The organism is Rhodococcus sp. H29-C3 (assembly GCF_030063405.1).
Taxonomy (GTDB): domain Bacteria; phylum Actinomycetota; class Actinomycetes; order Mycobacteriales; family Mycobacteriaceae; genus Rhodococcoides.
In genome coordinates this window covers 367,451-390,686 of the sequence record NZ_JASITC010000005.1, presented here as the reverse complement: position 1 = coordinate 390,686, position 23,236 = coordinate 367,451, and the positions used below count along the sequence as shown (strand labels likewise).

21 protein-coding genes and 1 pseudogene are annotated in these 23,236 nt (G+C 61.6%); 10 read left to right on the top strand and 12 right to left on the bottom strand.

Translation table 11 applies throughout. The features are described 5' to 3' along the window. Positions 1–45 precede the first annotated feature (45 nt). The 4 genes from QMK32_RS14850 to QMK32_RS14835 all read left to right on the top strand — a co-directional run bounded on the left by QMK32_RS14850 (position 46) and on the right by QMK32_RS14835 (position 5,326). Positions 46–1,272, top strand: coding sequence for a thiolase family protein (locus QMK32_RS14850; RefSeq protein ID WP_084348754.1), 1,227 nt, complete (start codon positions 46–48; stop codon positions 1,270–1,272). Then, positions 1,269–3,404, top strand: a complete 2,136-nt coding sequence (locus QMK32_RS14845) for a 3-hydroxyacyl-CoA dehydrogenase NAD-binding domain-containing protein (protein ID WP_283475774.1) — start codon at positions 1,269–1,271, stop codon at positions 3,402–3,404. Before QMK32_RS14850 ends, QMK32_RS14845 begins: the two co-directional genes overlap by 4 nt. Before the next feature lie 215 nt (positions 3,405–3,619). Next, complete coding sequence (locus tag QMK32_RS14840) at positions 3,620–5,017, top strand: sugar porter family MFS transporter (RefSeq protein ID WP_269305500.1); 1,398 nt, start codon at positions 3,620–3,622, stop codon at positions 5,015–5,017. A gap of 27 nt (positions 5,018–5,044) precedes the next feature. Beyond that, positions 5,045–5,326: a YciI family protein gene (locus QMK32_RS14835; RefSeq protein WP_283475773.1), complete on the top strand. Its 282-nt coding sequence runs from the start codon at positions 5,045–5,047 to the stop codon at positions 5,324–5,326. 42 nt (positions 5,327–5,368) lie between these two features. On the opposite strand, the gene QMK32_RS14830 is transcribed toward QMK32_RS14835, so the two are convergent. The 3 genes and pseudogenes from QMK32_RS14830 to dxs all read right to left on the bottom strand — a co-directional run. Beyond that, the gene (locus QMK32_RS14830) at positions 5,369–5,836 is read right to left on the bottom strand and encodes a zinc-binding dehydrogenase (RefSeq protein ID WP_283475772.1); all 468 of its coding nucleotides are present in this window, start codon (positions 5,834–5,836) and stop codon (positions 5,369–5,371) included. After that, the gene (locus tag QMK32_RS14825) at positions 5,812–6,288 is read right to left on the bottom strand and encodes an alcohol dehydrogenase catalytic domain-containing protein (protein ID WP_283475771.1); all 477 of its coding nucleotides are present in this window, start codon (positions 6,286–6,288) and stop codon (positions 5,812–5,814) included. Before QMK32_RS14825 ends, QMK32_RS14830 begins: the two co-directional genes overlap by 25 nt. A 68-nt stretch (positions 6,289–6,356) precedes the next feature. After that, positions 6,357–8,222 (bottom strand): annotated as a pseudogene (gene dxs, locus QMK32_RS14820) (1-deoxy-D-xylulose-5-phosphate synthase); the annotation flags it as partial. 215 nt (positions 8,223–8,437) lie between these two features. Here dxs and glsA point away from each other — a divergent pair. Then, a complete protein-coding gene (gene glsA, locus QMK32_RS14815) occupies positions 8,438–10,264 on the top strand; it encodes a glutaminase A (RefSeq protein WP_283475769.1) in 1,827 nt (608 codons plus the stop codon). Between the two features lie 107 nt (positions 10,265–10,371). Here glsA and QMK32_RS14810 read toward each other — a convergent pair whose 3' ends face one another. Further along, positions 10,372–11,130, bottom strand: a complete 759-nt coding sequence (locus QMK32_RS14810; protein ID WP_283475768.1) for an anti-sigma factor — start codon at positions 11,128–11,130, stop codon at positions 10,372–10,374. Further along, complete coding sequence (locus QMK32_RS14805) at positions 11,127–11,876, bottom strand: sigma-70 family RNA polymerase sigma factor (protein ID WP_269305491.1); 750 nt, start codon at positions 11,874–11,876, stop codon at positions 11,127–11,129. The genes QMK32_RS14810 and QMK32_RS14805 overlap by 4 nt, the downstream gene beginning before the upstream one ends. Before the next feature lie 126 nt (positions 11,877–12,002). On the opposite strand from QMK32_RS14805, the gene QMK32_RS14800 reads away from it, so the two are divergent. Together QMK32_RS14800 and QMK32_RS14795 are read left to right on the top strand one after the other, a co-directional pair. Then, on the top strand, positions 12,003–12,962 hold the full coding sequence (locus tag QMK32_RS14800; RefSeq protein WP_283475767.1) for an ATP-binding cassette domain-containing protein: 960 nt from the start codon (positions 12,003–12,005) through the stop codon (positions 12,960–12,962). After that, a complete protein-coding gene (locus tag QMK32_RS14795) occupies positions 12,959–13,792 on the top strand; it encodes an ABC transporter permease (RefSeq protein ID WP_283475766.1) in 834 nt (277 codons plus the stop codon). The genes QMK32_RS14800 and QMK32_RS14795 overlap by 4 nt, the downstream gene beginning before the upstream one ends. A 13-nt stretch (positions 13,793–13,805) precedes the next feature. Here QMK32_RS14795 and QMK32_RS14790 read toward each other — a convergent pair whose 3' ends face one another. The 3 genes from QMK32_RS14790 to QMK32_RS14780 all read right to left on the bottom strand — a co-directional run bounded on the left by QMK32_RS14790 (position 13,806) and on the right by QMK32_RS14780 (position 17,908). After that, positions 13,806–14,336 carry a CGNR zinc finger domain-containing protein gene (locus QMK32_RS14790; RefSeq protein ID WP_283475765.1) on the bottom strand — a complete coding sequence of 177 codons (531 nt, stop codon included), beginning with the start codon at positions 14,334–14,336 and terminating at the stop codon, positions 13,806–13,808. Positions 14,337–14,639: 303 nt separating this feature from the next. Next, positions 14,640–15,905, bottom strand: coding sequence for a class I SAM-dependent RNA methyltransferase (locus QMK32_RS14785; RefSeq protein ID WP_283475764.1), 1,266 nt, complete (start codon positions 15,903–15,905; stop codon positions 14,640–14,642). A 5-nt stretch (positions 15,906–15,910) separates the two neighbouring features. Further along, positions 15,911–17,908 (bottom strand): APC family permease, encoded by a 1,998-nt coding sequence (locus QMK32_RS14780; protein WP_283475763.1) that lies wholly within the window; start codon positions 17,906–17,908, stop codon positions 15,911–15,913. Between the two features lie 230 nt (positions 17,909–18,138). On the opposite strand from QMK32_RS14780, the gene QMK32_RS14775 reads away from it, so the two are divergent. Then, a complete protein-coding gene (locus QMK32_RS14775; protein ID WP_269305479.1) occupies positions 18,139–18,804 on the top strand; it encodes a potassium channel family protein in 666 nt (221 codons plus the stop codon). Positions 18,805–18,834: 30 nt separating this feature from the next. Further along, positions 18,835–19,506: a potassium channel family protein gene (locus QMK32_RS14770; protein ID WP_269305477.1), complete on the top strand. Its 672-nt coding sequence runs from the start codon at positions 18,835–18,837 to the stop codon at positions 19,504–19,506. Positions 19,507–19,560: 54 nt separating this feature from the next. Here the strand turns inward: QMK32_RS14770 and QMK32_RS14765 are convergent, their stop codons facing one another. Both QMK32_RS14765 and QMK32_RS14760 read right to left on the bottom strand, forming a co-directional pair. Next, positions 19,561–20,202 (bottom strand): DUF3159 domain-containing protein, encoded by a 642-nt coding sequence (locus QMK32_RS14765; RefSeq protein ID WP_283475883.1) that lies wholly within the window; start codon positions 20,200–20,202, stop codon positions 19,561–19,563. A gap of 204 nt (positions 20,203–20,406) precedes the next feature. Continuing rightward, the gene (locus QMK32_RS14760) at positions 20,407–20,784 is read right to left on the bottom strand and encodes an OB-fold nucleic acid binding domain-containing protein (protein WP_136169148.1); all 378 of its coding nucleotides are present in this window, start codon (positions 20,782–20,784) and stop codon (positions 20,407–20,409) included. 167 nt (positions 20,785–20,951) lie between these two features. Here QMK32_RS14760 and QMK32_RS14755 point away from each other — a divergent pair, with 167 nt between their 5' ends. Continuing rightward, complete coding sequence (locus tag QMK32_RS14755; RefSeq protein WP_283475762.1) at positions 20,952–21,659, top strand: alpha/beta fold hydrolase; 708 nt, start codon at positions 20,952–20,954, stop codon at positions 21,657–21,659. A 59-nt stretch (positions 21,660–21,718) separates the two neighbouring features. On the opposite strand, the gene QMK32_RS14750 is transcribed toward QMK32_RS14755, so the two are convergent. Together QMK32_RS14750 and dut are read right to left on the bottom strand one after the other, a co-directional pair. After that, positions 21,719–22,597 (bottom strand): DUF3710 domain-containing protein, encoded by an 879-nt coding sequence (locus QMK32_RS14750; RefSeq protein WP_283475761.1) that lies wholly within the window; start codon positions 22,595–22,597, stop codon positions 21,719–21,721. A 51-nt stretch (positions 22,598–22,648) separates the two neighbouring features. Then, complete coding sequence (gene dut / locus QMK32_RS14745; protein ID WP_283475882.1) at positions 22,649–23,134, bottom strand: dUTP diphosphatase; 486 nt, start codon at positions 23,132–23,134, stop codon at positions 22,649–22,651. Positions 23,135–23,236 lie beyond the last annotated feature (102 nt).

The window sequence follows — 23,236 nt, the reverse complement described above, 5'->3', positions numbered from 1 at the left end:
CGTCAGCCGGGCCGCAATTCCGCATCTTCCCGGGAGGATCGAAGCGTGTCTGTACCCGCGTCCACAAGCTCACAGCGCAATGTCGTGTTCGTAGACGGCATTCGCACACCGTTCGGCAAAGCAGGCCCCAAAGGCATCTACGCCGATACTCGCGCCGACGACCTCGTCGTCAAAGCGATCCGCGAACTACTGCGGAAGAACCCGGCTCTGCCCCCGGAGCGCATCGACGAAGTCGCCATCGCGGCTACGACGCAGACCGGTGATCAGGGGCTGACCATCGGGCGCACGTCCGCTCTCCTCGCCGGACTCCCCCACAGCGTCCCCGGATTCGCCATCGACCGCATGTGTGCGGGCGCGATGACGTCCGTGACGACGACAGGTTCCGGAATCGGATTCGGTCAATACGACGTCGTCATCGCCGGTGGTGTCGAGCATATGGGCCGTCACCCGATGGGCGAGGGCGTAGACCCCAACCCACGCTTCCTCACCGACAGGCTCGTCGATCCGAGTGCACTCGTCATGGGCAACACGGCCGAGAATCTGCACGATCGGTTTCCGAGTATCACCAAGGATCGCACCGACGCCTACGCCGTCGCGAGCCAGAACAAGTACGAGGCCGCCAAGAAGGCCGGCTTCATCGCCGACACACTCGTACCGGTAGCCACCAAGTCCGCTGCTGGTTGGGGCCTGGCCACCGAGGACGAGCCACCGCGTCCCGGAACAACCATCGACGATCTCGCCAAGCTCAAGACTCCGTTCCGCCCAGCGGGCCGGGTCACAGCGGGAAATGCTGCCGGTCTCAACGATGGTGCCACTGCTGCGATCCTCGCCGGCGAGGACACCGCGCACGAACTCGGCCTGAACATCGGTATGCGTATGGTCGGCTTCTCGTTCGCAGGCGTCGACCCTGCTGTGATGGGCATCGGACCGGTCCCCGCTACTGAGAAGTTGCTCGGTCGTACAGGTTTGAGCATCTCCGATATCGGGTTGTTCGAAATCAACGAGGCTTTCGCAGTGCAGGTTCTCGCATTCCTCGAGCACTACGGCATCGCCGACGACGATCCCCGCGTCAACCAGTGGGGCGGCGCAATCGCCTGTGGACACCCCCTCGCCTCCTCTGGTGTGCGACTGATGACCCAGTTGAGCCGCCAGTTCGCTCAGCGCCCCGACGTTCGTTACGGCCTGACGACCATGTGCATCGGGCTCGGTATGGGCGGAACCGTCATTTGGGAAAACCCGATCCACTCCGATTACTCAGGAGCGAAGGCATGAGCGACATCACCACTAGCCCCACGAGCGAAGCGACGAAGAAACCGGTGATGCCGGACGAGGTAGTCACGAACGCGTTCACCAAGATCATCTCCGTACCCGGCCTCGAAGGCAGCATTGCCCTCATCACGCTGGACAACGGCTACGACCACACCAAGCCGTCGACGTTCGGCCCGGCCGGACTCGCGCGGTTCGATGCCGCGCTCGACGAGGCCTTCGCAGCTGATCCCGTCGCTATCGCGGTGACCGGTAAGCCGTTCATCTTCGCGGTCGGTGCCGACCTCAACGGCGTACCCAACATCAAGACCAAGGACGAGGCGCTCCAAATCGGGCAGCTCGGCCACAAGGTGTTCCGTCGCCTGCGCGAGTCACCCATCCCGACGTTCGCTTTCATCAACGGCGCTGCACTCGGCGGTGGACTCGAAGTCGGATTGCACTCCCGCTACCGAACTGTCGCTGACAACGCCGCAGCGTTGGGGCTCCCCGAGGCATTTCTCGGACTCGTTCCCGGTTGGGGCGGCACCCAGTTGCTGCCCAACATCGTCGGTGCTTCCACCGCAGTGACCGTCATCATCGAGAACTCGCTCAACCAGAACCGCACGCTGAAGCCGCAGCAAGCGGTGGACCTCGGCGTCGTCGATGCCATATTCGGCGGCGCCGACTTCATCGAGCAGTCTCTTGCATGGGCTGTTCGGGTGTTGAACGGCGACGTCGTTCCGAGTCGGCCCGAGATCGACCGCGGCCAGGCGTGGGACGACGCCATCGCGCGTGCGAAGGGCATCGTGGCCGGCAAAACAGGCAACTTCGCACCGGGCCCCGTAGCTGCGGTAGAACTGCTCGAGCTTGCCAAGAACACCGACATCACCGATTCTGCTTCGCTGGACAAGGCCTTCGCCGCAGAAGACGACGCACTGTCGACGTTGCTGGTGAAGGACGAACTTCGCGCCGGGTTGTACGCGTTCGATCTCACTCAGAAGCGCGCGAAGCGTCCCGCCGGCGCACCCGACAAGTCGCTGGCTCGCAAGATCACGGGCGTCGGCATCGTCGGTGCCGGATTGATGGCCAGTCAGCTTGCCTTGCTGTTCGTGCGTCAGCTGAAGGTGCCCGTCATTCTGACCGACATCGACCAGGAACGCATCGACAAGGGCGTCGGTTACGTCCACGGTGAAATCGACAAGCTGCTCGGCAAGAAGCGCGTCTCCCCCGACGCAGCGAATCGACTGAAGGCGCTGGTGTCCGGATCGATCGACAAGGCCGCTTTCGCCAAGACCGATTTCGTCATCGAGGCCGTGTTCGAAGACCTCGATGTGAAGAAGAAGGTATTCGCCGAGGTCGAAGAATTCGTCTCCGCAGAAACGATTCTCGCGACGAACACGTCCTCGCTGTCGATCACCAAGATGGCTGCAGATCTGAAGCACCCGGAACGCGTTGTGGGGTTCCACTTCTTCAACCCCGTAGCCGTCCTTCCGCTTCTCGAGGTAGTCAAGGGCGAGAAGACCGACGATGCAACGCTGGCAACAGCATTCGCGACTGCGAAGACACTCAAGAAGTCCGCGGTTCTGTCCGCAGACCTTCCGGGATTCGTGTTCAACCGCTTGGTGACCCGCGCATCCAACGAGATCATCGGGGCAATCGACGAGGGCACCCCCTTCGCCGTCGCCGACGGTGCGGTGGGCGAACTCGGTATGCCGATGAGCCCGTTGACTCTCCTCGCTCTGGTCGGGCCTGCCGTCGCATTGCATACGGCCGAGACGCTCGCAGAGGCCTACCCGGATCGGTTCAAGGACTCCCCCGGATTCCGCGCCCTGGTCGAGGCGAAGAAGCCCGGCGTCTGGACGTACGGACCCGAAGGCCAGGTCGTCGACCCCGAGGTTGCGGCCCTATGGCCCCAGGGTGACTCACCGTCGACCGCAGAGCAGGTGCTCGATCGCACCCGCAACGCAATCGCCGACGAGATCCGAATCATGCTCGACGAAGGCGTCGTGGCGGCGGCCGAGGACATCGACCTCTGCCTGCTGCTCGGCGGTGGGTTCGGATTCTGGAACGGCGGCATCACGCCGTACCTCGATCGTAGTGGCGCATCGGAGGCGGCCACCGGGCAGCGTTTCCTCGCTCCCGGCGTTGCCAGCGTCTGAGTCGAATACTGAGAGACGGCCCGCACTTTCGATGTGCGGGCCGTCTTTCGTTTCGACACCCTTTGTCGTTTTGCCACCCCCACGGTGACTACCCGACACATGCGGTAACTCTTCGGGTGAAAATCCGCCGATTTGCACCACTTCCGCGCGGACCGGGGCCATGATGGCCTAACCACCATCGCTGCTGGCACACGACCTCGAAAGCTGGGTTCGCAATGACGCAACCTACAGATCGCTACACCGCAAAAGTCATCGGAGTCACCGTCGCCGCAGCAGTCGGCGGCTTTCTCTTCGGTTTCGACAGTTCGGTCGTCAACGGTGCGGTCGATTCGATTCAGGAGAATTTCGGCCTGAGCTCGTTCATCACGGGTTTCGCCGTCGCCATTGCGCTACTCGGTTGCGCGGTGGGCGCATGGTTCGCCGGTCGACTCGCCGATAGCTGGGGACGCAAACGCGTCATGCTGCTCGGCTCGGCACTGTTCACCATCTCGTCGGTCGGTTCAGGTTTCGCATTCAGTGTTCCGGACCTGATGCTGTGGCGGGTCATCGGCGGATTGGGGATCGGGATCGCTTCGGTGATCGCGCCTGCATACATCTCGGAGATCGCCCCGGCGAAGTACCGCGGCGGTCTCGCGTCACTTCAGCAGTTGGCGATCACCATCGGTATTTTCGCCGCATTGCTCTCCGACGCGGTACTGCAGAACGCTGCAGGTGGGCCATCGAACGACCTGTGGTTCGGGATGGAAGCTTGGCGATGGATGTTCCTCGTCGGCGTCGTCCCCGCGCTCGTGTACGGCTTCCTCGCCACGCTCATTCCGGAATCGCCCAGATACCTGGTAGGCAAGCACCTCGACGAAGAAGCCGCGCGCATTCTCGGTGAAATCTCCGGCGAAATGCATCCGAACGAACGAGTCAAGGAAATTCGACTCACACTCAGAGCTGAGGCCAAATCTTCGTTTGCGGACATACGGGGGCCTAAATTCGGACTGCAACCCATCGTCTGGGTCGGTATCACCATGGCGATTCTGCAGCAATTCGTCGGCATCAATGCGATCTTCTACTACTCGACGACTCTGTGGAAATCGGTCGGGTTCAGCGAGAACCAGTCGTTCGTCACCTCGGTGATCACGTCGGTCATCAACGTGAGCATGACCTTCGTGGCGATTCTGTTCGTCGATCGATTCGGCCGAAAGAATCTATTGCAGATCGGTTCCATCGGAATGTTCGTCGGTCTGGTTCTTGCAGCAGTATCCTTCACGCAGTCGATCGGGTCCGGGGACGACATCACCCTCCCCGATCCATGGGGTCCGGTGGCCCTTGTCGGTGCCAATTTGTTCGTCGTTTTCTTTGCTGCTACCTGGGGACCGATCATGTGGGTCATGCTCGGTGAAATGTTCCCCAACCGAATGCGCGCGGTCGCACTGGGCATCAGTACCGCCGCCAATTGGGTAGCCAACTTTGCAATCACGCTGGCTTTCCCTCCACTGACCGAGACAATCGGACTCGGATTCATCTACGCATTCTTCGCGTTCTTCGCTTTGCTCTCCTTCTTCTTCGTCAAGTTCAAGATTCGCGAGACCAAGGGCATGGAACTCGAAGACATGGTTATCTAAGCCACTTCTCGGAGAGAGTGAGATGTCATGTCCACGTTCGTCGTCGAATACTCCTACACACCGGAATCATCCTCCGGTAGAGACGATCACCGGACGGATCACCGTGCATGGCTCACCGAGATGATCCGACGCGGGATCGTGCGATCTTCCGGACCATCGGCGGACCACAGTGGCGCAAAGTTCATAGTCGAATCGACAGATTTGGACACGGCCAGTCGATTGTTCACCTACGATCCGTTCGTTCGTGCTCATCTCGTCGAAGACGTACGCATAGTGGAACAGACGAACGCGGAGGACCAATCGAGTTGAGGTGGACGAGTTCCTTTTCGATGACGAGGAGGAGAGGTCCGGTCACTCCACGACGACGACGAGTTTGCCTCGGGTGTGCCTGGTCTGTACACGTGCCAGCGCATCCAGAGCCTCTTCGAACGGATACGTACGCTCGATCTCCACGTGCGCTTCCCCTCGGGAGCTCCGGGCCATCATTTCCACCAGATCATCGCGCACACCGCTGAGATGCGGCACCACCTGCACCCGCACACCGCGTTCGGGCTCAACTCGATCCCCAGAGATCGAGATCAGGTGGCCACCGTCCTTCACTGCTTCCATTACCTGCGCGGAGGTGTTCGGCTGCACCACAATCGCAGCGTCGACCCCGTTCGGCGCCCACTGCCGGATCTGCTGGGTCCAATCGGAGTCCTGGTAATCCACCACGGCCTCCGCTCCGAGCATGCGCACATAGTCGTGATTGCGGGTCGAGGACGACGCGCCGACCCGCCATCCACGTTGCCGAGCTATCTGGACGGTGAAGGTACCCACCGCTCCCGAGCCGCCTGCGACGAACAACGAACCGCCCGGCGGGGCACTCCAAGAGCCTCGATCGCTCGCAGCGCGGTGTTACCGGCGACGGGTACTGCAGCCGCCTCGCCGAACCCCATCGCTGAGGGTATGGGGACGATGAGGGAACTCGACTCGACGGCTACATACTCCGCCCACGTGCCACCTTTGGACTGCATAGAGCTGATGAAAGCGATGCGATCGCCAGGCTGGAGACCCGACACGTCCTTCCCTATCTCCTCGATGACACCTGATGCCTCCATGCCGATCGGATACGGGTAGGCCGCATCGACGGGCACAAATGAAGTGTCGTGGATGCCCACGCCGAACGCGTGCACACGGACCAGCAATTCGACATCGTCGATGCGCGGTACGGGTACCTCGGCCAACTCGACCGCATCGTCCTCTGCGCTCTTCTTGACAAATGCTCTCATCGCGTAGTCTGCTCCCTACTTCAAGGACAAGGTATCGAAGACTGCGGTTCGACTCAGATCGACTTTGCCCAGCCCACGATTCGCTGTGCGACGTCTTCCGAGGTCAAGCCGAGCTCACCGAAAATCTGCTCGCGAGAGGCGTGATCCAGGAATCTCTGTGGCACACCGATGCTGTGACAGATCGTGTCGACCCCCACGGCGCGGACAGCGGCAGACACGCTCGATCCGATTCCGCCATGTAGGCCCGAATCTTCGATCGTGACGACGAGACGAAAATCCTTGGCCATCTCGAGGAGCGATTCCGGCACCGGAAGCACCCAGCGCGGATCGATCACTGTAACCGAAAGACCCTGAGCTGCAAGCTTTTCAGCTGCATCGACCGCCATCGAAGCGAAGGCCCCCACGGCAACAATGAGAACATCACGCTCTCCGGGCTCCGGCTCGACGAGGACGTCGATAATACCGTCGAGACGTCGCAGCGCTGGAACATCATCCGTCACAGCACCTTTGGGGAACCTCAGCGCCGTGGGACCGTCGTGTACCGCCAAAGCTTCGGCGAGCTCCTCCCGAAGGGTTGCGCAGTCACGAGGAGCAGCGACACGGATCCCTGGCACTATCCCCAGCAGCGACATGTCCCACATGCCGTTGTGACTGGCTCCGTCGTTGCCGGTGACACCTGCACGGTCGAGAACCAAAGTAACGGGCAAGTTCAGCAACGCAACATCCATGAGCAACTGATCGAATGCACGATTGAGGAACGTCGAGTACACGGCCACGACTGGATGCATACCGCCGAGTGCAAGGCCTGCCGCTGAGGTCATGGCATGCTGTTCCGCGATCCCGACGTCGAAGAGCCGACCGGGGTACTCCTCGCCGAATGCAGCCAAACCGGTCGGACCTGCCATCGCCGCACTGATCGCGACGATATCTTGGCGGTCGGCCGCGATATCGATCAGTTCACGAGAGAAGACCGACGTCCAGTCCGGTGCGGCCGCCGAGCGTGATTGTCCGGTGAGCGGATCGATGACACCGGTGGCGTGCATCTGATCGGCAACATTGTTCTCGGCGTGCGCGTAACCCATCCCTTTGCGCGTCACCGCGTGGACGATGACTGGGCCGCCGTAGTCCTTGGCGCGTCGAAGTGCCGACTCGAGCGCAGGCTCATCGTGACCGTCGACGGGTCCGAGGTACTTGATACCGAGATCGGTGAAAAGGACCTGAGGGCTCAGCGCATCTTTCACGCCGGCCTTCATGCCGTGCAACATCGCGTATGCGGTCTTGCCGACGAACGGAATCTTGCGGACGATGCGCCGACCGTTGTCGAGGACCCGCTCATAACCGGGTTGCAGCCGAAGCGCTGCGAGATGCTCGGCGAGGCCGCCTATCGTCGGTGCGTAGGAACGTCCGTTGTCGTTGACAACGATGACAACCGAGCGGTCTTTGCCTGCAGCGATGTTGTTGAGGGCCTCCCAACACATGCCACCGGTCAGGGCACCGTCGCCGACGACGGCCACCACGGACCTGTCGGTTTGCCCTTTCAGTTCGAAAGCTTTTGCCAGTCCGTCCGCGTAGGACAGCGAAGCCGATGCGTGTGAAGATTCGACCCAGTCGTGTTCACTCTCTGCGCGTGAGGGGTAGCCGGAAAGACCGCCCTGCTTGCGCAGCGAATCGAAAGCTCCGGTCCGACCGGTCATCATCTTGTGCACGTAGGCCTGGTGGCCGGTGTCCCAAATGATCGGGTCGTGTGGCGAAGAGAAGATACGGTGGATTGCAAGCGTCAATTCGACGACACCGAGGTTCGGTCCGAGATGACCTCCCGTCGCCGACACCTTGTCGACCAGGAACTCACGGACCTCGTCTGCCAGGTCTGCCACTTCGGACGGGGCCAGTCGGCGCAAGTCCTCGGGCGTCTGAATTCGAGCTAGGACACCCAACGAGATCGCTCCCTCCGGCCGGAAATCTTCGGTCCTTGCAGTCTTGCCTTGTTCGATGCGAACTGTCTTGTCTCCCCAGTCTACGTAGCGTCCCGTGGAGCGACGCCGAGATAGCTCCTACTGATCGACAATACTGCGGTCCGGCATATGCACCCAACAATCCCAGCGCGTCGATCGTCACATCGCAGGCGGTGGCCGCAGCATAGGGTCACCTCATGACAACTGTCGTGGATCAGATCCTGAAGGACGTGTTCGACGCGTGTCGAGACAATACGTCGGGCTCGGTTGCCGATTACATTCCGGAGCTCGCGGCAGTCGCACCCGACGGTTACGGGATATCCCTCGCGACCAGCGATGGCTATGTCTACGAAATCGGCGACACAGCGACCCCCTTCACCATTCAGTCGATCTCGAAGCCGTTCACCTATGCACTGGCACTGACAGATCGTGGTGAGGCTGCAGTTGCCCGCAAGATCGATATCGAACCGTCGGGTGAGCCGTTCAACGAGATCAGTTTGGACCCGATCACCGAACGTCCCAGAAACCCGATGATCAATGCCGGCGCCATCACCTCGGCGTCGTTGATCAAAGGACGCACGCGGAAAGAGCGGTTCGAGCGGATCAGGTTGGCGTACTCACGTTATGCGGGCCGAGAACTCACCTTCAACGAGAGCGTCTACGCCTCCGAGGCCAGAACCGGAAATCGAAACCGCGCGATCGGATACATGCTGCGGTCCTTCGACATCATCGAGGAGAATCCAGACGCGGCCGTCGACCTCTACTTTCGTCAATGTTCGATCGATGTGACCGCGGCCGATCTGGCCATGATGGCAGCCACCATGGCCAACAACGGCGTGAATCCACGAACGAGGGAACGAGCTTTGGCACCCGCCCTCGTCGAACGAGTACTCAGCGTCATGACCACCTGCGGAATGTACGACGGAGCAGGCGACTGGGTTGCGCGAGTGGGTATGCCCGCCAAGAGCGGGGTCGGAGGTGGACTGCTCGCAGTGTTGCCGGGGCAGATGGGAATTGCGGTGTATTCCCCGCGTCTGGATCAACACGGGAGCAGCGTGCGTGGAGTGGCGACCTGTCGCGAATTGTCCACCAGGCTCGAACTTCACTTCCTGCATGTGACCCGTGCAGCCCGTTCGGCAATACGCGCTCGCTACACGCTCACCGAAGTACCGTCTCGAAAGCGCAGAAGTGACGTCGAGCAAGATGCTCTCGCCGAATTCGGTATTCGCGCAAGGGTATACGAACTACATGGTGACCTGTTGTTCTCTGGTGCCGAAACAGCCGTACGCGAGATCGGCAACCTCGACGATAAGCTCGACGCGTTGGTCATCGATGTCCGCGGGGTCGGCGAGGTCAGTGACGTAGCGCGCAACATGTTCGACGACCTGCACAAACACCTCGCCGAACGTGGCTGCCGAGCCTCGCTGGTCGACCCACAGGGCATCATGGGACACAAGGTTTCCAGTGTCGACCCGAACGCTGTAGCGGGGCGGATTTTCTCCGATGCCGGCTCGGCGATTCGATGGGCGGAAGAGTTGCTACTCGACCGCTACTGCGTTGGTCCGCGGCAGCCCGAGACGATCTCGGTGTCCGAACACCCGGTCCTGTGTGGACTGACCCCCGCCCAGCATGAGGAAGTGGAAGCGCTGATCGATATCCGGCACTATCCCCGGGGTCAAGTGATCGTGCGCGGCGGCGACTCGGCGTCGGGGCTGTTCCTGGTGCTCGCCGGTGAAGTCAGCTCGATCCTCGTGGCTGAAGACGGTTCACGTCATCGAATAACGACGTTGTCGCCGGGCATGAGCTTCGGCGAGATGCCACTCTTGACCGGCACGACCTTCATCCTCGACTTTTGCGCGGACACGCCGTTGACCGTAGGAGTGCTCTCGGTCGCGGACTTCGATGCACTGACGAAAGACGCACCCGCCGTGAAACTGGAGCTACTGACCAACCTCGCTACGGGGGCATACCTGCAGATGAACACAGCCATAAAGTCGCTAGGCCAGTTCGAAACGCGGCGCTGAACACACAGTGCGGGCCCCGTCCGAGCAAGGACGCCGGCGGAAGAATCTCCACCGGCGTCCTCGTCGACACAGCTCCAGCTGTCACCTTGTTGCTAGGCGCTATGTTGCTAGGCGCTCAATGTCGCCATTGTCAGCACCTCGGTCGGCTGCGGTGAGCCGCCTGCGGGTTCGAGCGAGAACGCGAAGTTGGTTGCTCCACCCATACCCTCGATGACCGTCTTGCCGCCTTCCGCCAGTTGCGCCGGTGAGACCAGCCCGACCGACCGTGGAGTTCCTTCGACGAACCACATCTGATAGTCCTTGCCCGCCTCCGGTGGCGCCACACCGTCGAGTTCCACTACAGCCGAGTCGGCTTCGCGTGAATACGAGATCTTCGCCGTACCTCCACCAGGGAAGCTTGCTGTGGACTCTTGCGTGTCGCCGTACGCAATCACCTGCTCGGCCTGCGTCGGGCTTGGATCGTTTCCGATCACTTGCGTCGCGACCACACCTCCACCGACGACAACGACCACTGCCGCGGCCGCAGCCATCAACGAGGTACGCAGCCTGGTGTTCCGTCGATCACGGTGACCCTTCATGCTCGTCACGTTCGACGCGGTCGGTGTGGGCGGGGGCACTTGCGTCGTACGCGAAAGATCGTCGAGGACCCGTCTGCGAACCTCTGCCGGGGGCTCGACGGCATCGAGCACCGACGCCAGCGCCAACGTCTCCTGAATCTCCCCGACGAGAATGCCGAACTGGACGCGGGCGGTATCGTCGACCGACTCGAGATCGCGCTCGATCTCTGTTTGCTCTGCTGCACTGACCGCATGGAGGGCATATACCTCCGCGGAATCGAGCAATCGTTGCCGTATCGCTTCGTTCATGAGGGTGTCACCCCCAAACATGTCTTCAACTTGATCAGCCCATCTCGTATTCGCGATTTGATGGTCGGTACCGCTACCTCGAGCCGCTCGGCTACCTCGCGGTAGGTCCAACCGCTGTAATAAGCCATTCGCACAGATTCACGCTGGGTGTCGGTCAACGTATCGAGGCACGCGATCACAGCCTCGGATTCGAGCCGTTGCGTGACCGCTTCGAGCACCTCGTCGTGCTCGGGTGAGTGGCTGATAGCGCCGTAGGCCGCCTCACGGTCGGTACCGGATTGCTCCGACCTGACCCGATCGACAGCCCGCCGATGAGCCAGAGTCATGATCCACGCGAGTGGACTGCCCTGCTTCGGATCGTAGTTCGGAGCCGATCGCCAAATCTGGAGAAAGACTTCCTGGGTGGTTTCCTCGCTATACCCGGGGTCACGAAGTACGCGTAGCACCATGCCGTAGACGCGAGCAGACGTCGCGTCGTACAGCTCGGCGAACGCACGCTGGTCACCCTTGGCCACTGCTGCCATGAGACGACGAAGCCGCTCGGTCTCGTCCGCGCGCAAGTTACGCAACTGTGCGCTGGGGACTGCACACGCGGCTCCTTCGGAGTCCACCGATGCTGACGGGTAGTCGTCTGAATCGGAGGTCCCCTGAAACGGCGAGTCCGAACTCGGGGTGGCGCTCACCGGACCAAGGTCCCAACTGATTCGAATCTGATCGCGTTCATTGATCAAGAGAGTAGTGCTCATATGGCTCTCACACCGAAACCTCCGCGTTTTCCCGCCGCACAAGGTATTCGGTACAAGGAACGAAAGGGATGGGCGAGCGCGCAAAATGGATTGCGGGCGAGGCGAAAATCGGGCGATCATGGAGGAATGGAATCATCGGCGGCAATATCGACTCACGGCATCGTCAAACGATTCGGCGATACCGTTGCCGTCGACGGTATCGATCTGACCGTTCCATGTGGTGGGGTGTACGGCGTGCTGGGCCCGAACGGAGCAGGCAAGACGACAACCATTCGGATGCTGGCAACGCTCCTCCCCCTTGACGGCGGCATCGCCCGCATCCTCGGTCACGACCTCGCCACCGAGGCGAGAGCCATTCGGAGCAAGGTCTCGCTCACCGGCCAATTCGCGTCTCTCGACGAGGACCTGACCGGTACCGAGAATCTCGTTCTTCTTGCGCGGCTCTATGGATACTCCCGTCCTGCAGCACGTTCGCGGTCGGAACAACTTCTGACGGCGTTCGGGATCGCCGATGCCGGTGGGCGTCAGGTGAAGACGTATTCGGGCGGAATGCGGCGTCGGATCGATATCGCCGCAAGCATCATCGTCACTCCTGAGCTCATTTTTCTCGACGAACCGACCACAGGGCTCGATCCGCGGAGCCGAAACCAGGTCTGGGAGATCATCAGGGCACTCGTGGCCGGCGGAACAACAGTGCTGTTGACGACGCAGTACCTTGACGAGGCCGATCACTTGGCGGGTCGAGTCGCTGTCATCGACCGAGGGAAGGTCATCGCGGAAGGGACTACCGGAGACTTGAAGGCGTCGGTCGGGGCAGGTGCACTTCATGTGCGCGTTCTCGATCCGGCGCGGCGCAGCGCAGCCGCCGCGATACTGCGAACCATCCTTACCGACGAGGTTGCGGAGGACGCAGATCCGGTGGCCATCTCTGCGCGAGTCGATTCTGCGTCGTCGGTAGCGGCCGCACTTCCCGCTTTCGAAGCAGCGGGTATCGCGATCGCTTCCTTTGCAATCGGACAACCGAGCCTGGATGAGGTCTTTCTGGCTCTGACGGGGCATGCCTCGGAGACGGAGACCGCGTCATGACGACCACGACACTCACCGACGCTTCCGCCTCGGTGTCCGAGGTACTGCGTAGCGCCGGGCCACGACCACCGAGACCCCGTGCACTGTCCACATCGTTGAGTTTCGGCTGGCGGGCGTTGCTGAAAATCAAGCACGTGCCGGAGCAACTATTCGACGTCACAATGTTTCCGATCATGTTCACGCTGCTGTTCACCTACCTTTTCGGCGGCGCATTGGCGGGTTCGACCACCGCCTACATCCAATTTCTGCTTCCCGGAATCCTCGTGCAGACCGTGGCCATGATCACCATGTACACCGGCGTCACGTTGAACAAGGACATCGAGAAGGGCGTGTTCGACCGATTCCGCTCTTTGCCCATCTGGCGTCCGTCGCCTCTGGTTGGCGCGTTGCTCGGTGATGTCGTGCGCTACACGCTCGCATCGGTCATCGTGTTGATTCTGGGGTTGATCATCGGATTCCGCCCAGCCGGTGGGATGCTCGGTGTCGCGGCGTCGATTGTGCTGCTGCTGGTGTTTTCGTTCTGCCTGTCCTGGGTGTGGACGATGATCGCGATGATCGTTCGAACAGAATCAGCGGTCATGGCCGTATCGATGTTCATTCTTTTCCCATTGACCTTCGCCAGCAACATCTTCGTCGATCCGCAAACCATGCCTGGGTGGTTGCGAGCCTTCGTCGAGGTCAATCCGGTGAGCTTTCTCGTGACCTCGATCAGATCACTGATGTCCGGCGACACCGATGTCACTGCATTGACGGTGACCACGGTGATGTGCGCTGGGTTCCTGGGCGTCTTCGGACCGATCACGATGCGCCTCTACAACCGAAAGACCTAACTGTGTTCGAGTCCTAGCGACGGCGTGTCGCCGTTCGTGCTCGATGTCGCCGCACCGCATCACGGTTGGAACAGACAGTCCCGCAGTATCGTTGACGGCCCGTTCTGGATACGTCCGCGAACGAGGTGCTGCAATCTTCGGCCGCGCACCGACCCAACCGCGACATTCCGCGCCCAGTCAGATGAAGCGCAGTTCCGACGCTGACCAGGGCTCGAATTACTGACCCCAGGGCGATATTGGGGTCTCGATAGTGGATGTGCCACCCATCTCCTGCGTGGTTGGTCAGACGCGGGTAAGCAGACGCACGGGTGCGCAAACCGTTGAGGATTTCCGCTCGAGATTCATCCGTGGAGGCGTCGATCACCGTCGACCATTCGGCCAGAAAAGCCATCGTGTCCACCAGGTCGGAGTCACCGGGGACGGTGTCGACAACCAACCCCGCCTCGACGCAGCGCCGACCGAGTTCCGCGGCCGACTCGAGTGGAGCATTGAGCAAGCCGACCCCCAAGTGCACGGCATACGTTCCGTAAGGGTTGATATGCATAAGACCTTTACAGCACAGTGGGGTTATGCATAGCCGCAAAAACCCCTCCAATGGCTGAGCAACAGCCTCTCGTCACAACACGAGCGAAGGAGCGATCAGCTACCAGAACTGCACATGCGGAGCCCATCGGATGCTCTCCTCATGCACCTACGAGCCAGGAATTCTCGCCCTCGTCAGCGCCCGATGAGAGAACTCCATGAAGTCGCGTCTGCAACCGAGTCCTGGTGCGAGATTCCACCCCTGCGTCAGCCGCTCGAAGCCATTACTCGACCGCTGTGTAGTGCTCGAAATAAGTCCTCAGGTCTACCTGGTGAACAAGCCGATACACTCCACGTGGTGCGTGAGCGGAAAGGCGTCGAATGCACGCATCGCTTCGAATGTGTACCCAGCCTCTCGATACAGACCGACATCTCGGGCGAACGACGCTGGGTCGCAACCGATGTGAACGATGCGCCGCGGTGAACGTGATGCGACACTCGAGACGACCTCTTTGCCTGCACCCGCGCGAGGAGGATCGAGCACGACGACGTCGGGAGCGTCCAGCAGCTCGACCACTCGTTCCACTCGGCCAGGTTCGAACGCCACGTGCTTCACGTCCTGGAGCGCTGCGGCGCCGTCCGCTGCCGCGCGTCGAGAGAATTCGACACTGACCACCTGCCCGTCGGTGCCGACACTGGGCGCGAGGCTGGCGGCGAACACCCCGACACCGCCGTACAAGTCCCACGCAACCGATCCTGGATTCGGTAGCGCCCATTCTGCTACGACATCGCTGTACATCTGTGCGGCCCCGCGATGTGCCTGCCAGAAGCCGCTCGCATCCAGTTCCCACTCCCGGCCGGCAACGAATTCGTGTGCCCGACCGCTACCGACGACTGTGCGCTGCGCCCGCTGCTGCGCCGACGCAGACCGTCGGGCGGACGCACCTCGTCTGCCCGGCGAACGTCGCCCGGTTTTCGACACCGCTGCGGGTGCTATTTCGACAACGTGTCGCTCGCCTGTACCGTCGACCGCCACGGCAAGCTCCGCCCCCGGACGCCACTTCTCCTCGTTCAATCCGTCGAGAGCACCCGACATCACCTGGGGGCACTCGAGCTCGGTCACGATGGTCGAACTTCGGTAGCGGTGAAAACCCGCGCGCCCGGCAAGATCCACGGTCAGTCGAACCCGGCTTCGCCACCCGGTTCCATCTCCGGTGAACGGCAATTCCTCCACCTCGACGTCACGCTCGATGCCCGCGATACGACGCAATTGCTCGCTCACCACGGATGCCTTCATGGCTCGGCCGGCAGCCAAGGTTGCGTGTGAGTAGTCACAGCATCCGGATCCACCCGGACCGGAGATCGGGCACAGCGGCGCAATCCGATCCGGTGAGGCAACGATGATCTCCACCGCATCCGCTCGGCAGAACGACCCGCCGCGATCCTCTGTCACTGCCGCGCGGACGATCTCGCCCGGCAGTCCGTGACGCACGAACATCACTCGGCCTTCGTGGCGCGCAACACAAAAGCCTCCGTGTCCCGGCGCACCGAGTGTCACTTCGATGTTCTGGCCTACCCAGTTCTCACTCATCGCGCTCACTTCGCCGTCGGCGGTTCGTACCCGCGGCGGGACGCACCCGGAGCGTTTTGGATCGACTCTCGTTTCGCCTTCTCCGACGAGTGCAGCTGCCACGGGACGCTGGTCACCATCACCCCCGGCTGGAACAGCAGGCGGCTCTTCAGTCTGAGGGCACTCTGGTTGTGCAGAATTTGCTCCCACCAGTGTCCGACGACGTACTCGGGGATGAACACGGTCACGACGTCGCGCGGCGAATCCCGGCGCACTCTCTTGACGTAGTCGAGGACCGGCCTGGTGATTTCACGATACGGCGACTCCACGACTTTGAGCGGCACCGTGACGTCGCTCGCTTCCCAACCCCGAACGAGTGCGCGGGTGTCCTGTTCATCGACGTTCACCGTGATGGCTTCGAGTGTGTCCGGCCTGGTCGCGCGCGCGTATGCTAACGCACGCATCGTGGGCATGTGTAGTTTCGACACCAGCACGATCGAGTGTGTCCGGCTCGGCAGGACGCCATCCCACTCTTCGTTCTCGAGTTCGCGTGCCACCGTGTCGTAGTGCTTGCGGATCATCCGCATCAGAACGAATATCGCGATCATCGCCACGATGGCAATCCACGCACCCGCTGCGAACTTCGTGATCAGCACAATCACGAGCACGGTAGCCGTCATGGCCAGGCCGATGCTGTTCACGATCCGCGAGCGGAACATGTGTCGACGTTGGTCCGGGTCCTTCTCGCTGCGCAGCAAGCGGGTCCAGTGGCGGATCATTCCCGTCTGGCTCAGCGTGAAGGAGACGAATACGCCGACGATGTACAGCTGAATCAGCTTCGTCACTTCGGCACCGAACACAACGACGAACGCGATCGCGGCACCCGACAGAAACAGAATGCCGTTGCTGAAGGCAAGGCGATCACCGCGGGTGTGCAGCTGGCGCGGAAGGTAGCGGTCCTGCGCGAGAACCGATCCGAGCACCGGGAACCCGTTGAATGCCGTGTTCGCGGCGAGCACGAGGATCAGAGCAGTGACGACGGTGATGAAGAAGAAACCGATCGGAAAGCCGGAGAAGACCGTTTCGGCCAATTGGGCGATCAACGTCTTCTGCTGGTAGCCGTCAGGGGCTCCGATCAGCTGCTCACCGGGCTCCATCGCATACTTGATGCCGATCTTCTCGGCCAAGATGATGATTCCCATCATCAGAGTGATGCCGATGACGCCGAGCATGAGCAAGGTCGTCGCGGCATTCTTCGACTTCGGTTTGCGGAATGCGGGGACGCCGTTACTGATGGCTTCCACACCCGTCAGCGCTGCACAGCCGGATGAGAATGCTCGTGCGATGAGGAACGCGAATGCGATTCCGTACAGATTCGAGTCCTCGGCTTTCAACTCGAAGACTGCCGAATCTGCTTTCAGATCCTCACCGAATACGTACACCCGGATCAGCCCCCAGGCCAGCATCAACACCATGCCGACCATGAATGCATAGGTGGGAACCGCGAATGCCGCCCCCGATTCTCGGATTCCTCGCAGGTTGATCGAGGTGATGAGCACGATCGCCACGACGGCGAACAGCACCTTGTGTTCGGCCACCAGCGGCACAGCCGAGCCGATGTTCGATGCCGCGGCCGATATCGAGACCGCAACGGTCAACACGTAGTCGACCATCAGCGCGCTGCCCACCGTGAGCCCCGCCGTGGGCCCCAGATTGACCGTCGCAACCTCGTAATCGCCGCCACCGGAAGGATAGGCGTGCACGTTCTGCCGATAGCTTGCGACAACGACAGCCATCACGACGCAGACAGCGAGGCCGATCCACGGCGTCAATGCATAAGCGGAGATTCCGGCGACCGAGAGGACGAGAAATATCTCTTCCGGCGCGTAGGCCACCGAGGACATGGCGTCCGAAGCGAAAACGGGAAGCGCTATTCGTTTGGGAAGTAGGGTATGACCGAGCTTGTCGCTGCGGAACGGCCTACCGAGCACTAGCCGCTTGGCGGCGGTCGAAACCTTGGACACGGTGCAAAGCGTAGGCCTTCCGAATACGGCCGCACCACCGGCGCGTCCGAAACTCGCCGAAGTAGTTCGACGCGCATCCACCGCATTCCTGAAATGCCCGAATTTTCCCAACGCTGCACCGGCTGGGCTCGATCGTTGCCGCGCTGCCGGTTACCTTGTTGTACGAGCACCGAGAGTCACCGGCCCTTGCCGGGAGACGAATCGACGCTATCCGAACGGAGCTGGAGCCTGTGTACGTAGTAGTGATGGGGTGTGGCCGCGTCGGCGCATCGCTGGCCGGTGCACTTCACCGAATCGGCCATGAGGTGGCGATCATCGATCGAGACGAGACTGCATTCCTCCGTCTGGATCCAAGCTTCGACGGCCACCGCATCATCGGCATGGGATTCGACAGGGACGTCCTCGTCCGCTCCGGGATCGAGAAGGCCGAAGCATTCGCGGCCGTCTCCTCCGGTGACAACTCCAACATCATTGCCGCACGTGTAGCGCGCGAGACGTTCGGCGTCGACAAGGTCGTCGCCCGGATCTACGACGCGAAGCGCGCGGCGGTATACGAGCGGCTGGGGATACCCACGGTAGCAACGGTCCCCTGGGCTACCGATCGATTCCTTCATAATCTTCTGCGTGACGATCCGACCACCAAATGGCGTGACCCTTCGGGCAGCGTCGCGGTTGTTCTACTCGATATTCACGATGGGTGGATCGGCAAGAAGCTGGCACTGCTCGAAGAGTCGACTAGTTCACGAGCGGCATTCCTCATCAGATTCGGCACCGGACTACTGCCGGACAGGCGCACGATCATCCAGGCGGACGACGAGATCTATATCGCCGCGGTGTCCGGGACGGTTGCCGAGGCAATTGCGCTGGCAGCCAATCCCCCGCCCTCCGACGACTAGTTACATCCGCACCGAGACGAACGGGAACCCATGAGAGTCGCAATCGCCGGCGCCGGCGCTGTCGGCAGATCCATTGCCCGAGAACTGATTCGTAGCGAACACAAGGTCATGCTGCTCGAGCGTAAACTCGACCATGTCGAACCCGAAGCAATTCCGGAAGCGGAATGGGTTCTGGCCGACGCGTGCGAGCTCTCACTCCTCGAAGCGTCGAACCTCGAAACGTACGACGTGGTGATCGCAGCAACGGGAGACGACAAAGCGAATTTGGTGTTGAGCCTGTTGGCCAAGACAGAATTCGGTGTCAACCGAGTTGTCGCGCGCGTCAACGATCCGCGAAACGAGTGGCTCTTCGACGGATCGTGGGGCGTCGATGTCGCGGTGTCCACCCCGCGCATGCTTGCCTCGCTGGTAGAGGAGGCCGTCTCGGTCGGCGATCTAGTTCACCTCATGACCTTCCGCAAAGGACAGGCCAACCTGGTGGAGATCACGCTTCCGGAGAACACTCCGCTGGCCGGCAAGCCTGTTCGGAAACTTCGACTCCCGCGTGACGCCGCACTGGTAACCATTCTTCGTGGCGGCCGTGTCATCGTCCCGCAGCAGGACGATCCCCTGGAAGGTGGAGACGAACTGCTGTTCGTGGCGTCCGTCGAAGTCGAGGACGATCTACGCGCTGCAGTCGGGCTGAACGTCGCGTCGGGCTGATTGTCCTTTCAGACATGCCAGCATTTCGCGGCGTTCATCACCCACTGGGAAACGTCAGGACTTTCTCGCTTGATCGGCAGTTGATTCGCTCTCTTCGTCGAGCGCTCGATCGGCCCGCCGAACAGCCCAGACCGTGACCAGAAGTGCGATGCCGGTAAGTGGCCAACCCATGCCGATACGTGCGACGGCCAGCCAACCTGTCTGGTCGGCGTCGTACAGCTCGGACTGCACGATATAGCGGGCGCCGAAGACAAGGGCCCACGCGAACGTGGCGATGTCGTAGGAGTGAACCGACCGACGGTGCCCACGCCATTCGGTCCCTTTGCCATTCAGATATCCCCAAGCCACCCCGACCAGTGGCCACCGCGCGACTATGGACACCAGAAATACTGCTCCATACAGCAGGCTGGTGTAGATACCGAAAAGGAAATAGCCTTTGGCGTCGCCTGTTCGGTACGCGATGAACGCACATATTCCGACACCGAAGAATCCCGAAATCGCCGGCTGAATCGGGTTGTGCCGCCACAATCTCCACACCAACACACCCAGTGCGATTGCGAGGGCCGACCAAATCCCGGCGGCAAGCCCGAACATGCTGTTGACAGGTACGAACACCACTACAGGAAGAGTCGAGGACACCAAACCGGTCAAACCGCCGAGTTGCTCGAGGACAGTTTGCTTGCTCTCTTCGTCCAGACTCGCCGCAGCATCGACGACGTCGGAGTCAGTCTGCTCGATAGGCTGGGCTGGGTGATCCGCCGTTGAGCCCTGCCGACCCAGCGAGCTGTTCTTCGGCTCGGTTCCGTCGGCGGGAACGTCGAGCTCGGGGCGTATGTCATGGCCGCCCATCGGGCGACTGTCTCTCTCGGTCACATCATCGAGCGTGCCACATGAACGATGTCAGGAGTCGTCGCGGAGTTCGTAGTACGGGTTGTAGACGATTTTCCGACCGTTTCGCTCCCCCACCCGGCCACGGATGAGGACGGTCTTGCCTGGTTCGATTCCCGCGATCTTTCGTCGGCCGATCCAGACCAACGTCACCGGATCGGTGCCGTCGAAGAACTCGGCTTCGATGTTTGCATTTGCCGCCTTGGAACACGCCTCGACGCTGCGCAACCGCCCCAACATCGTGACCTCTTCGCCCCTGGAGCAGTCACAAGCACGGCGGGCGCCCGAGGCTTCCGCAGTTTCCGCCATCTCTTCGGCATCGAGCTGATGGATGTCCTCCGTCAACTTACGCGTGAGCCTGCGAAAATATCCTGCGGCAACGGGTGCCATGGTGCGCTCCTGGAAGCATCTGCGACGAGTTACATCGCTGTGAAGACCGGTACCAACGCCACTGTAGCCCCGCGTGAGGCCGACGGCCAACCGCCAGTTCAACTGCGTCTGCGGGACAGAATCGTCCGGTCGACGGCGCGTGTGAGTGAACGGGCACAATCACCGGAATGAACGTGACGAGCCCGACATTGCACGTGGTGGTCCTACCGGGCACTGGATCGGATGCAGAGTTCGCATTCGACGCATTTGCGGCGGCGGTAGCGGCAGCGGGAGCCACGATCGAGGCTGTAAGCCCGAACCCCAACGGCATCGTCGCGTCCTACGACGAGGCGATGTCTGCCGCGGCACACCGCCATGGCCCAATCATCGTCGGCGGCATCTCCATCGGCGCCGCGGTGGCGCTTTCCTGGGCCCGCCGTCACCCACAGTCGGTGATCGGCGTGCTGGCAGCCTTGCCGCCCTGGATTGCCGAGCCGGCCGACGCACCGGCAGCACTCAGCGCGAGATATACCAGGGAACAATTCGACGCTTCCGGACTAGACGCGGTGACCGCAGCGATGGAAGCGACGACTCCGGAATGGCTGGCGTCGACTCTCCGGCGTTCATGGGCGTCGCAATGGCCCGATCTTCCTCGCGCTCTCACGGAGGCCGCCGCGTACGTGGCGCCGAATCTCGACGAACTACGCAGCACCCTCGTGCCCACCGCCGTGATAGGCGCCGTCGACGATCCGGTTCACCCGATCGACGTTGCGCGGACGTGGCACGAAGAAATTCCGAACTCGTGCCTGTCCACTGTCACCCTTGCCGACATCGGTTCCGATCCAGGGGTGCTAGGTCGCCGCTCGATGCAGGATCTGATGGGCCTCGTCGACTGATACGTATGGCGTCGTTATGACTCCGGCCTCTCTCCCGCGCGGTCAGCGCGAACGAGATGTCAACCGCCCAGCTGTTGCATTGCAGACCCCGAGGAGCCTCGACGCGGCCCTTCGGTAGGTGTTGTCTGGTTAGCAGGCGCGGCGGAGGTCTGTGGCTGAGGCTGCGCATCCTGTGGTTCTGGTCGCGCCTGCTCTGCCTGCTCTGTCTGCTCCGCCTGTTGCTGCTGTGCCGCGGCGAGCTGTGCGGTCAGGGCGGCCGGAAGGACCACCGGGAGCGGGGTGCGCACGGGATGAGGCTCGGTACCGCGATCGACCACCGTCTGTGCAAGGACGTCGCGCGCGATCTGCACGAGAGGAGAGTCGTTGGCGACCGCGCCCGACGGGCCGGCCAGAACGCAACGAACCATCCACCGATAGCCGTCGACTCCGATGAAGCGCAGATCCGCGTTCGATGTCACTCCATGCAGTTCCCGTCCCCAAGGACCGGTCTCCATACTGACTACGGACTGATCCGAGCGAAGCGAGGTAGCCAAATCGGCTGCAACCTCGCGCCATTGGCCGGGCGACTTCGGTGCGGCGTAGGCCGCAATGGTGATTCGACCGTGCGCAGTGACGACATGTACTGCCTGCGGTGCGCCGGCCTGATTCATCTCCACCTGCAACTGGCCTCCAGCAGGCAAGGGCACCAGTACCGATCCCAAGTCGAGTCGCGTCTGGGCAAGGGTGTCGCGATCCTCGTCCAATTCGGTGAGGTCGAACGGACCGAGGTCGGGGTCCGCGTGCTCACCGACGGTTTCGTCGCGCTCGGCGGTCGCGGTGCCGAGCGCGTCGTCGCTGCCTCCGGCCGAACTCGAGTTGTCGAAGTTGTCTTCGTCCCCGAAGAACCCACCGGTCGACACTTCATCCTGTGCTGCGGTCTTCTTCCGCCGTCCGAACATGATCAGTTCTCTTTCTCTGCGAAATCAGTGCGTTCTCTGTGAGTCAGGGTTTCAAGACTGCCGATTGGGGGCGTCGCGGAGGCCCGCGTGTCCACCACTCGACCCGTAGCCGCCAGTACCTCGTACCGTGTCGTCCAGAATCTCTACCTCGACGAAGGACACCAATTCGACCTTCTGCACGAGGAGCTGAGCTATCCGGTCCCCACGGACCAGTTCGATGCTCTCGCTGGGGTCGAGGTTGATCAGACATACTTTGATCTCGCCTCGGTATCCGGCGTCGATAGTTCCCGGTGCATTCACGATCGAAAGTCCGGATTTCGCCGCCAAACCCGAGCGCGGATGAACCAAGCCCACCATTCCGAATGGAAGAGCAACTGCAATTCCGGTTCCTACCACCAGTCGTTGACCGGGCGCGAGGGACACATCGGCCGTGATGTACAGATCTACCCCAGCGTCACCTTCGTGGGCTCGCTTCGGGACCGGGAGGTCCGGGTCGAGTCGTTTCAACGCGACAGTCGGTGGATCGACTTCGCCGATGTCGGCTGAGGCACTGTTGGGATCGTCGCTCACGTGCACCGAGACTACGCTGCCACGACGCTCGGTCCTTCTCTTCCCTCGACGTGCGGCTATCAGTGTTCG

Excerpts from the sequence above, each read along its gene's own strand:
- QMK32_RS14805 (WP_269305491.1), bottom strand. The coding sequence starts at position 11,876 with ATGAGCACTACTCTCTTGATCAATGAACGCGATCAGATTCGAATCAGT.
- QMK32_RS14795 (WP_283475766.1), top strand. The coding sequence starts at position 12,959 with ATGACGACCACGACACTCACCGACGCTTCCGCCTCGGTGTCCGAGGTA.
- QMK32_RS14785 (WP_283475764.1), bottom strand. The coding sequence starts at position 15,905 with ATGAGTGAGAACTGGGTAGGCCAGAACATCGAAGTGACACTCGGTGCG.
- QMK32_RS14750 (WP_283475761.1), bottom strand. The coding sequence starts at position 22,597 with ATGTTCGGACGGCGGAAGAAGACCGCAGCACAGGATGAAGTGTCGACC.
- QMK32_RS14800 (WP_283475767.1), top strand. The coding sequence starts at position 12,003 with ATGGAATCATCGGCGGCAATATCGACTCACGGCATCGTCAAACGATTC.
- QMK32_RS14840 (WP_269305500.1), top strand. The coding sequence starts at position 3,620 with ATGACGCAACCTACAGATCGCTACACCGCAAAAGTCATCGGAGTCACC.
- QMK32_RS14810 (WP_283475768.1), bottom strand. The coding sequence starts at position 11,130 with ATGAACGAAGCGATACGGCAACGATTGCTCGATTCCGCGGAGGTATAT.
- QMK32_RS14760 (WP_136169148.1), bottom strand. The coding sequence starts at position 20,784 with ATGGCACCCGTTGCCGCAGGATATTTTCGCAGGCTCACGCGTAAGTTG.
- QMK32_RS14770 (WP_269305477.1), top strand. The coding sequence starts at position 18,835 with ATGAGAGTCGCAATCGCCGGCGCCGGCGCTGTCGGCAGATCCATTGCC.
- QMK32_RS14835 (WP_283475773.1), top strand. The coding sequence starts at position 5,045 with ATGTCCACGTTCGTCGTCGAATACTCCTACACACCGGAATCATCCTCC.
- QMK32_RS14755 (WP_283475762.1), top strand. The coding sequence starts at position 20,952 with ATGAACGTGACGAGCCCGACATTGCACGTGGTGGTCCTACCGGGCACT.
- QMK32_RS14825 (WP_283475771.1), bottom strand. The coding sequence starts at position 6,288 with ATGAGAGCATTTGTCAAGAAGAGCGCAGAGGACGATGCGGTCGAGTTG.
- QMK32_RS14845 (WP_283475774.1), top strand. The coding sequence starts at position 1,269 with ATGAGCGACATCACCACTAGCCCCACGAGCGAAGCGACGAAGAAACCG.
- QMK32_RS14790 (WP_283475765.1), bottom strand. The coding sequence starts at position 14,336 with ATGCATATCAACCCTTACGGAACGTATGCCGTGCACTTGGGGGTCGGC.
- glsA (WP_283475769.1), top strand. The coding sequence starts at position 8,438 with ATGACAACTGTCGTGGATCAGATCCTGAAGGACGTGTTCGACGCGTGT.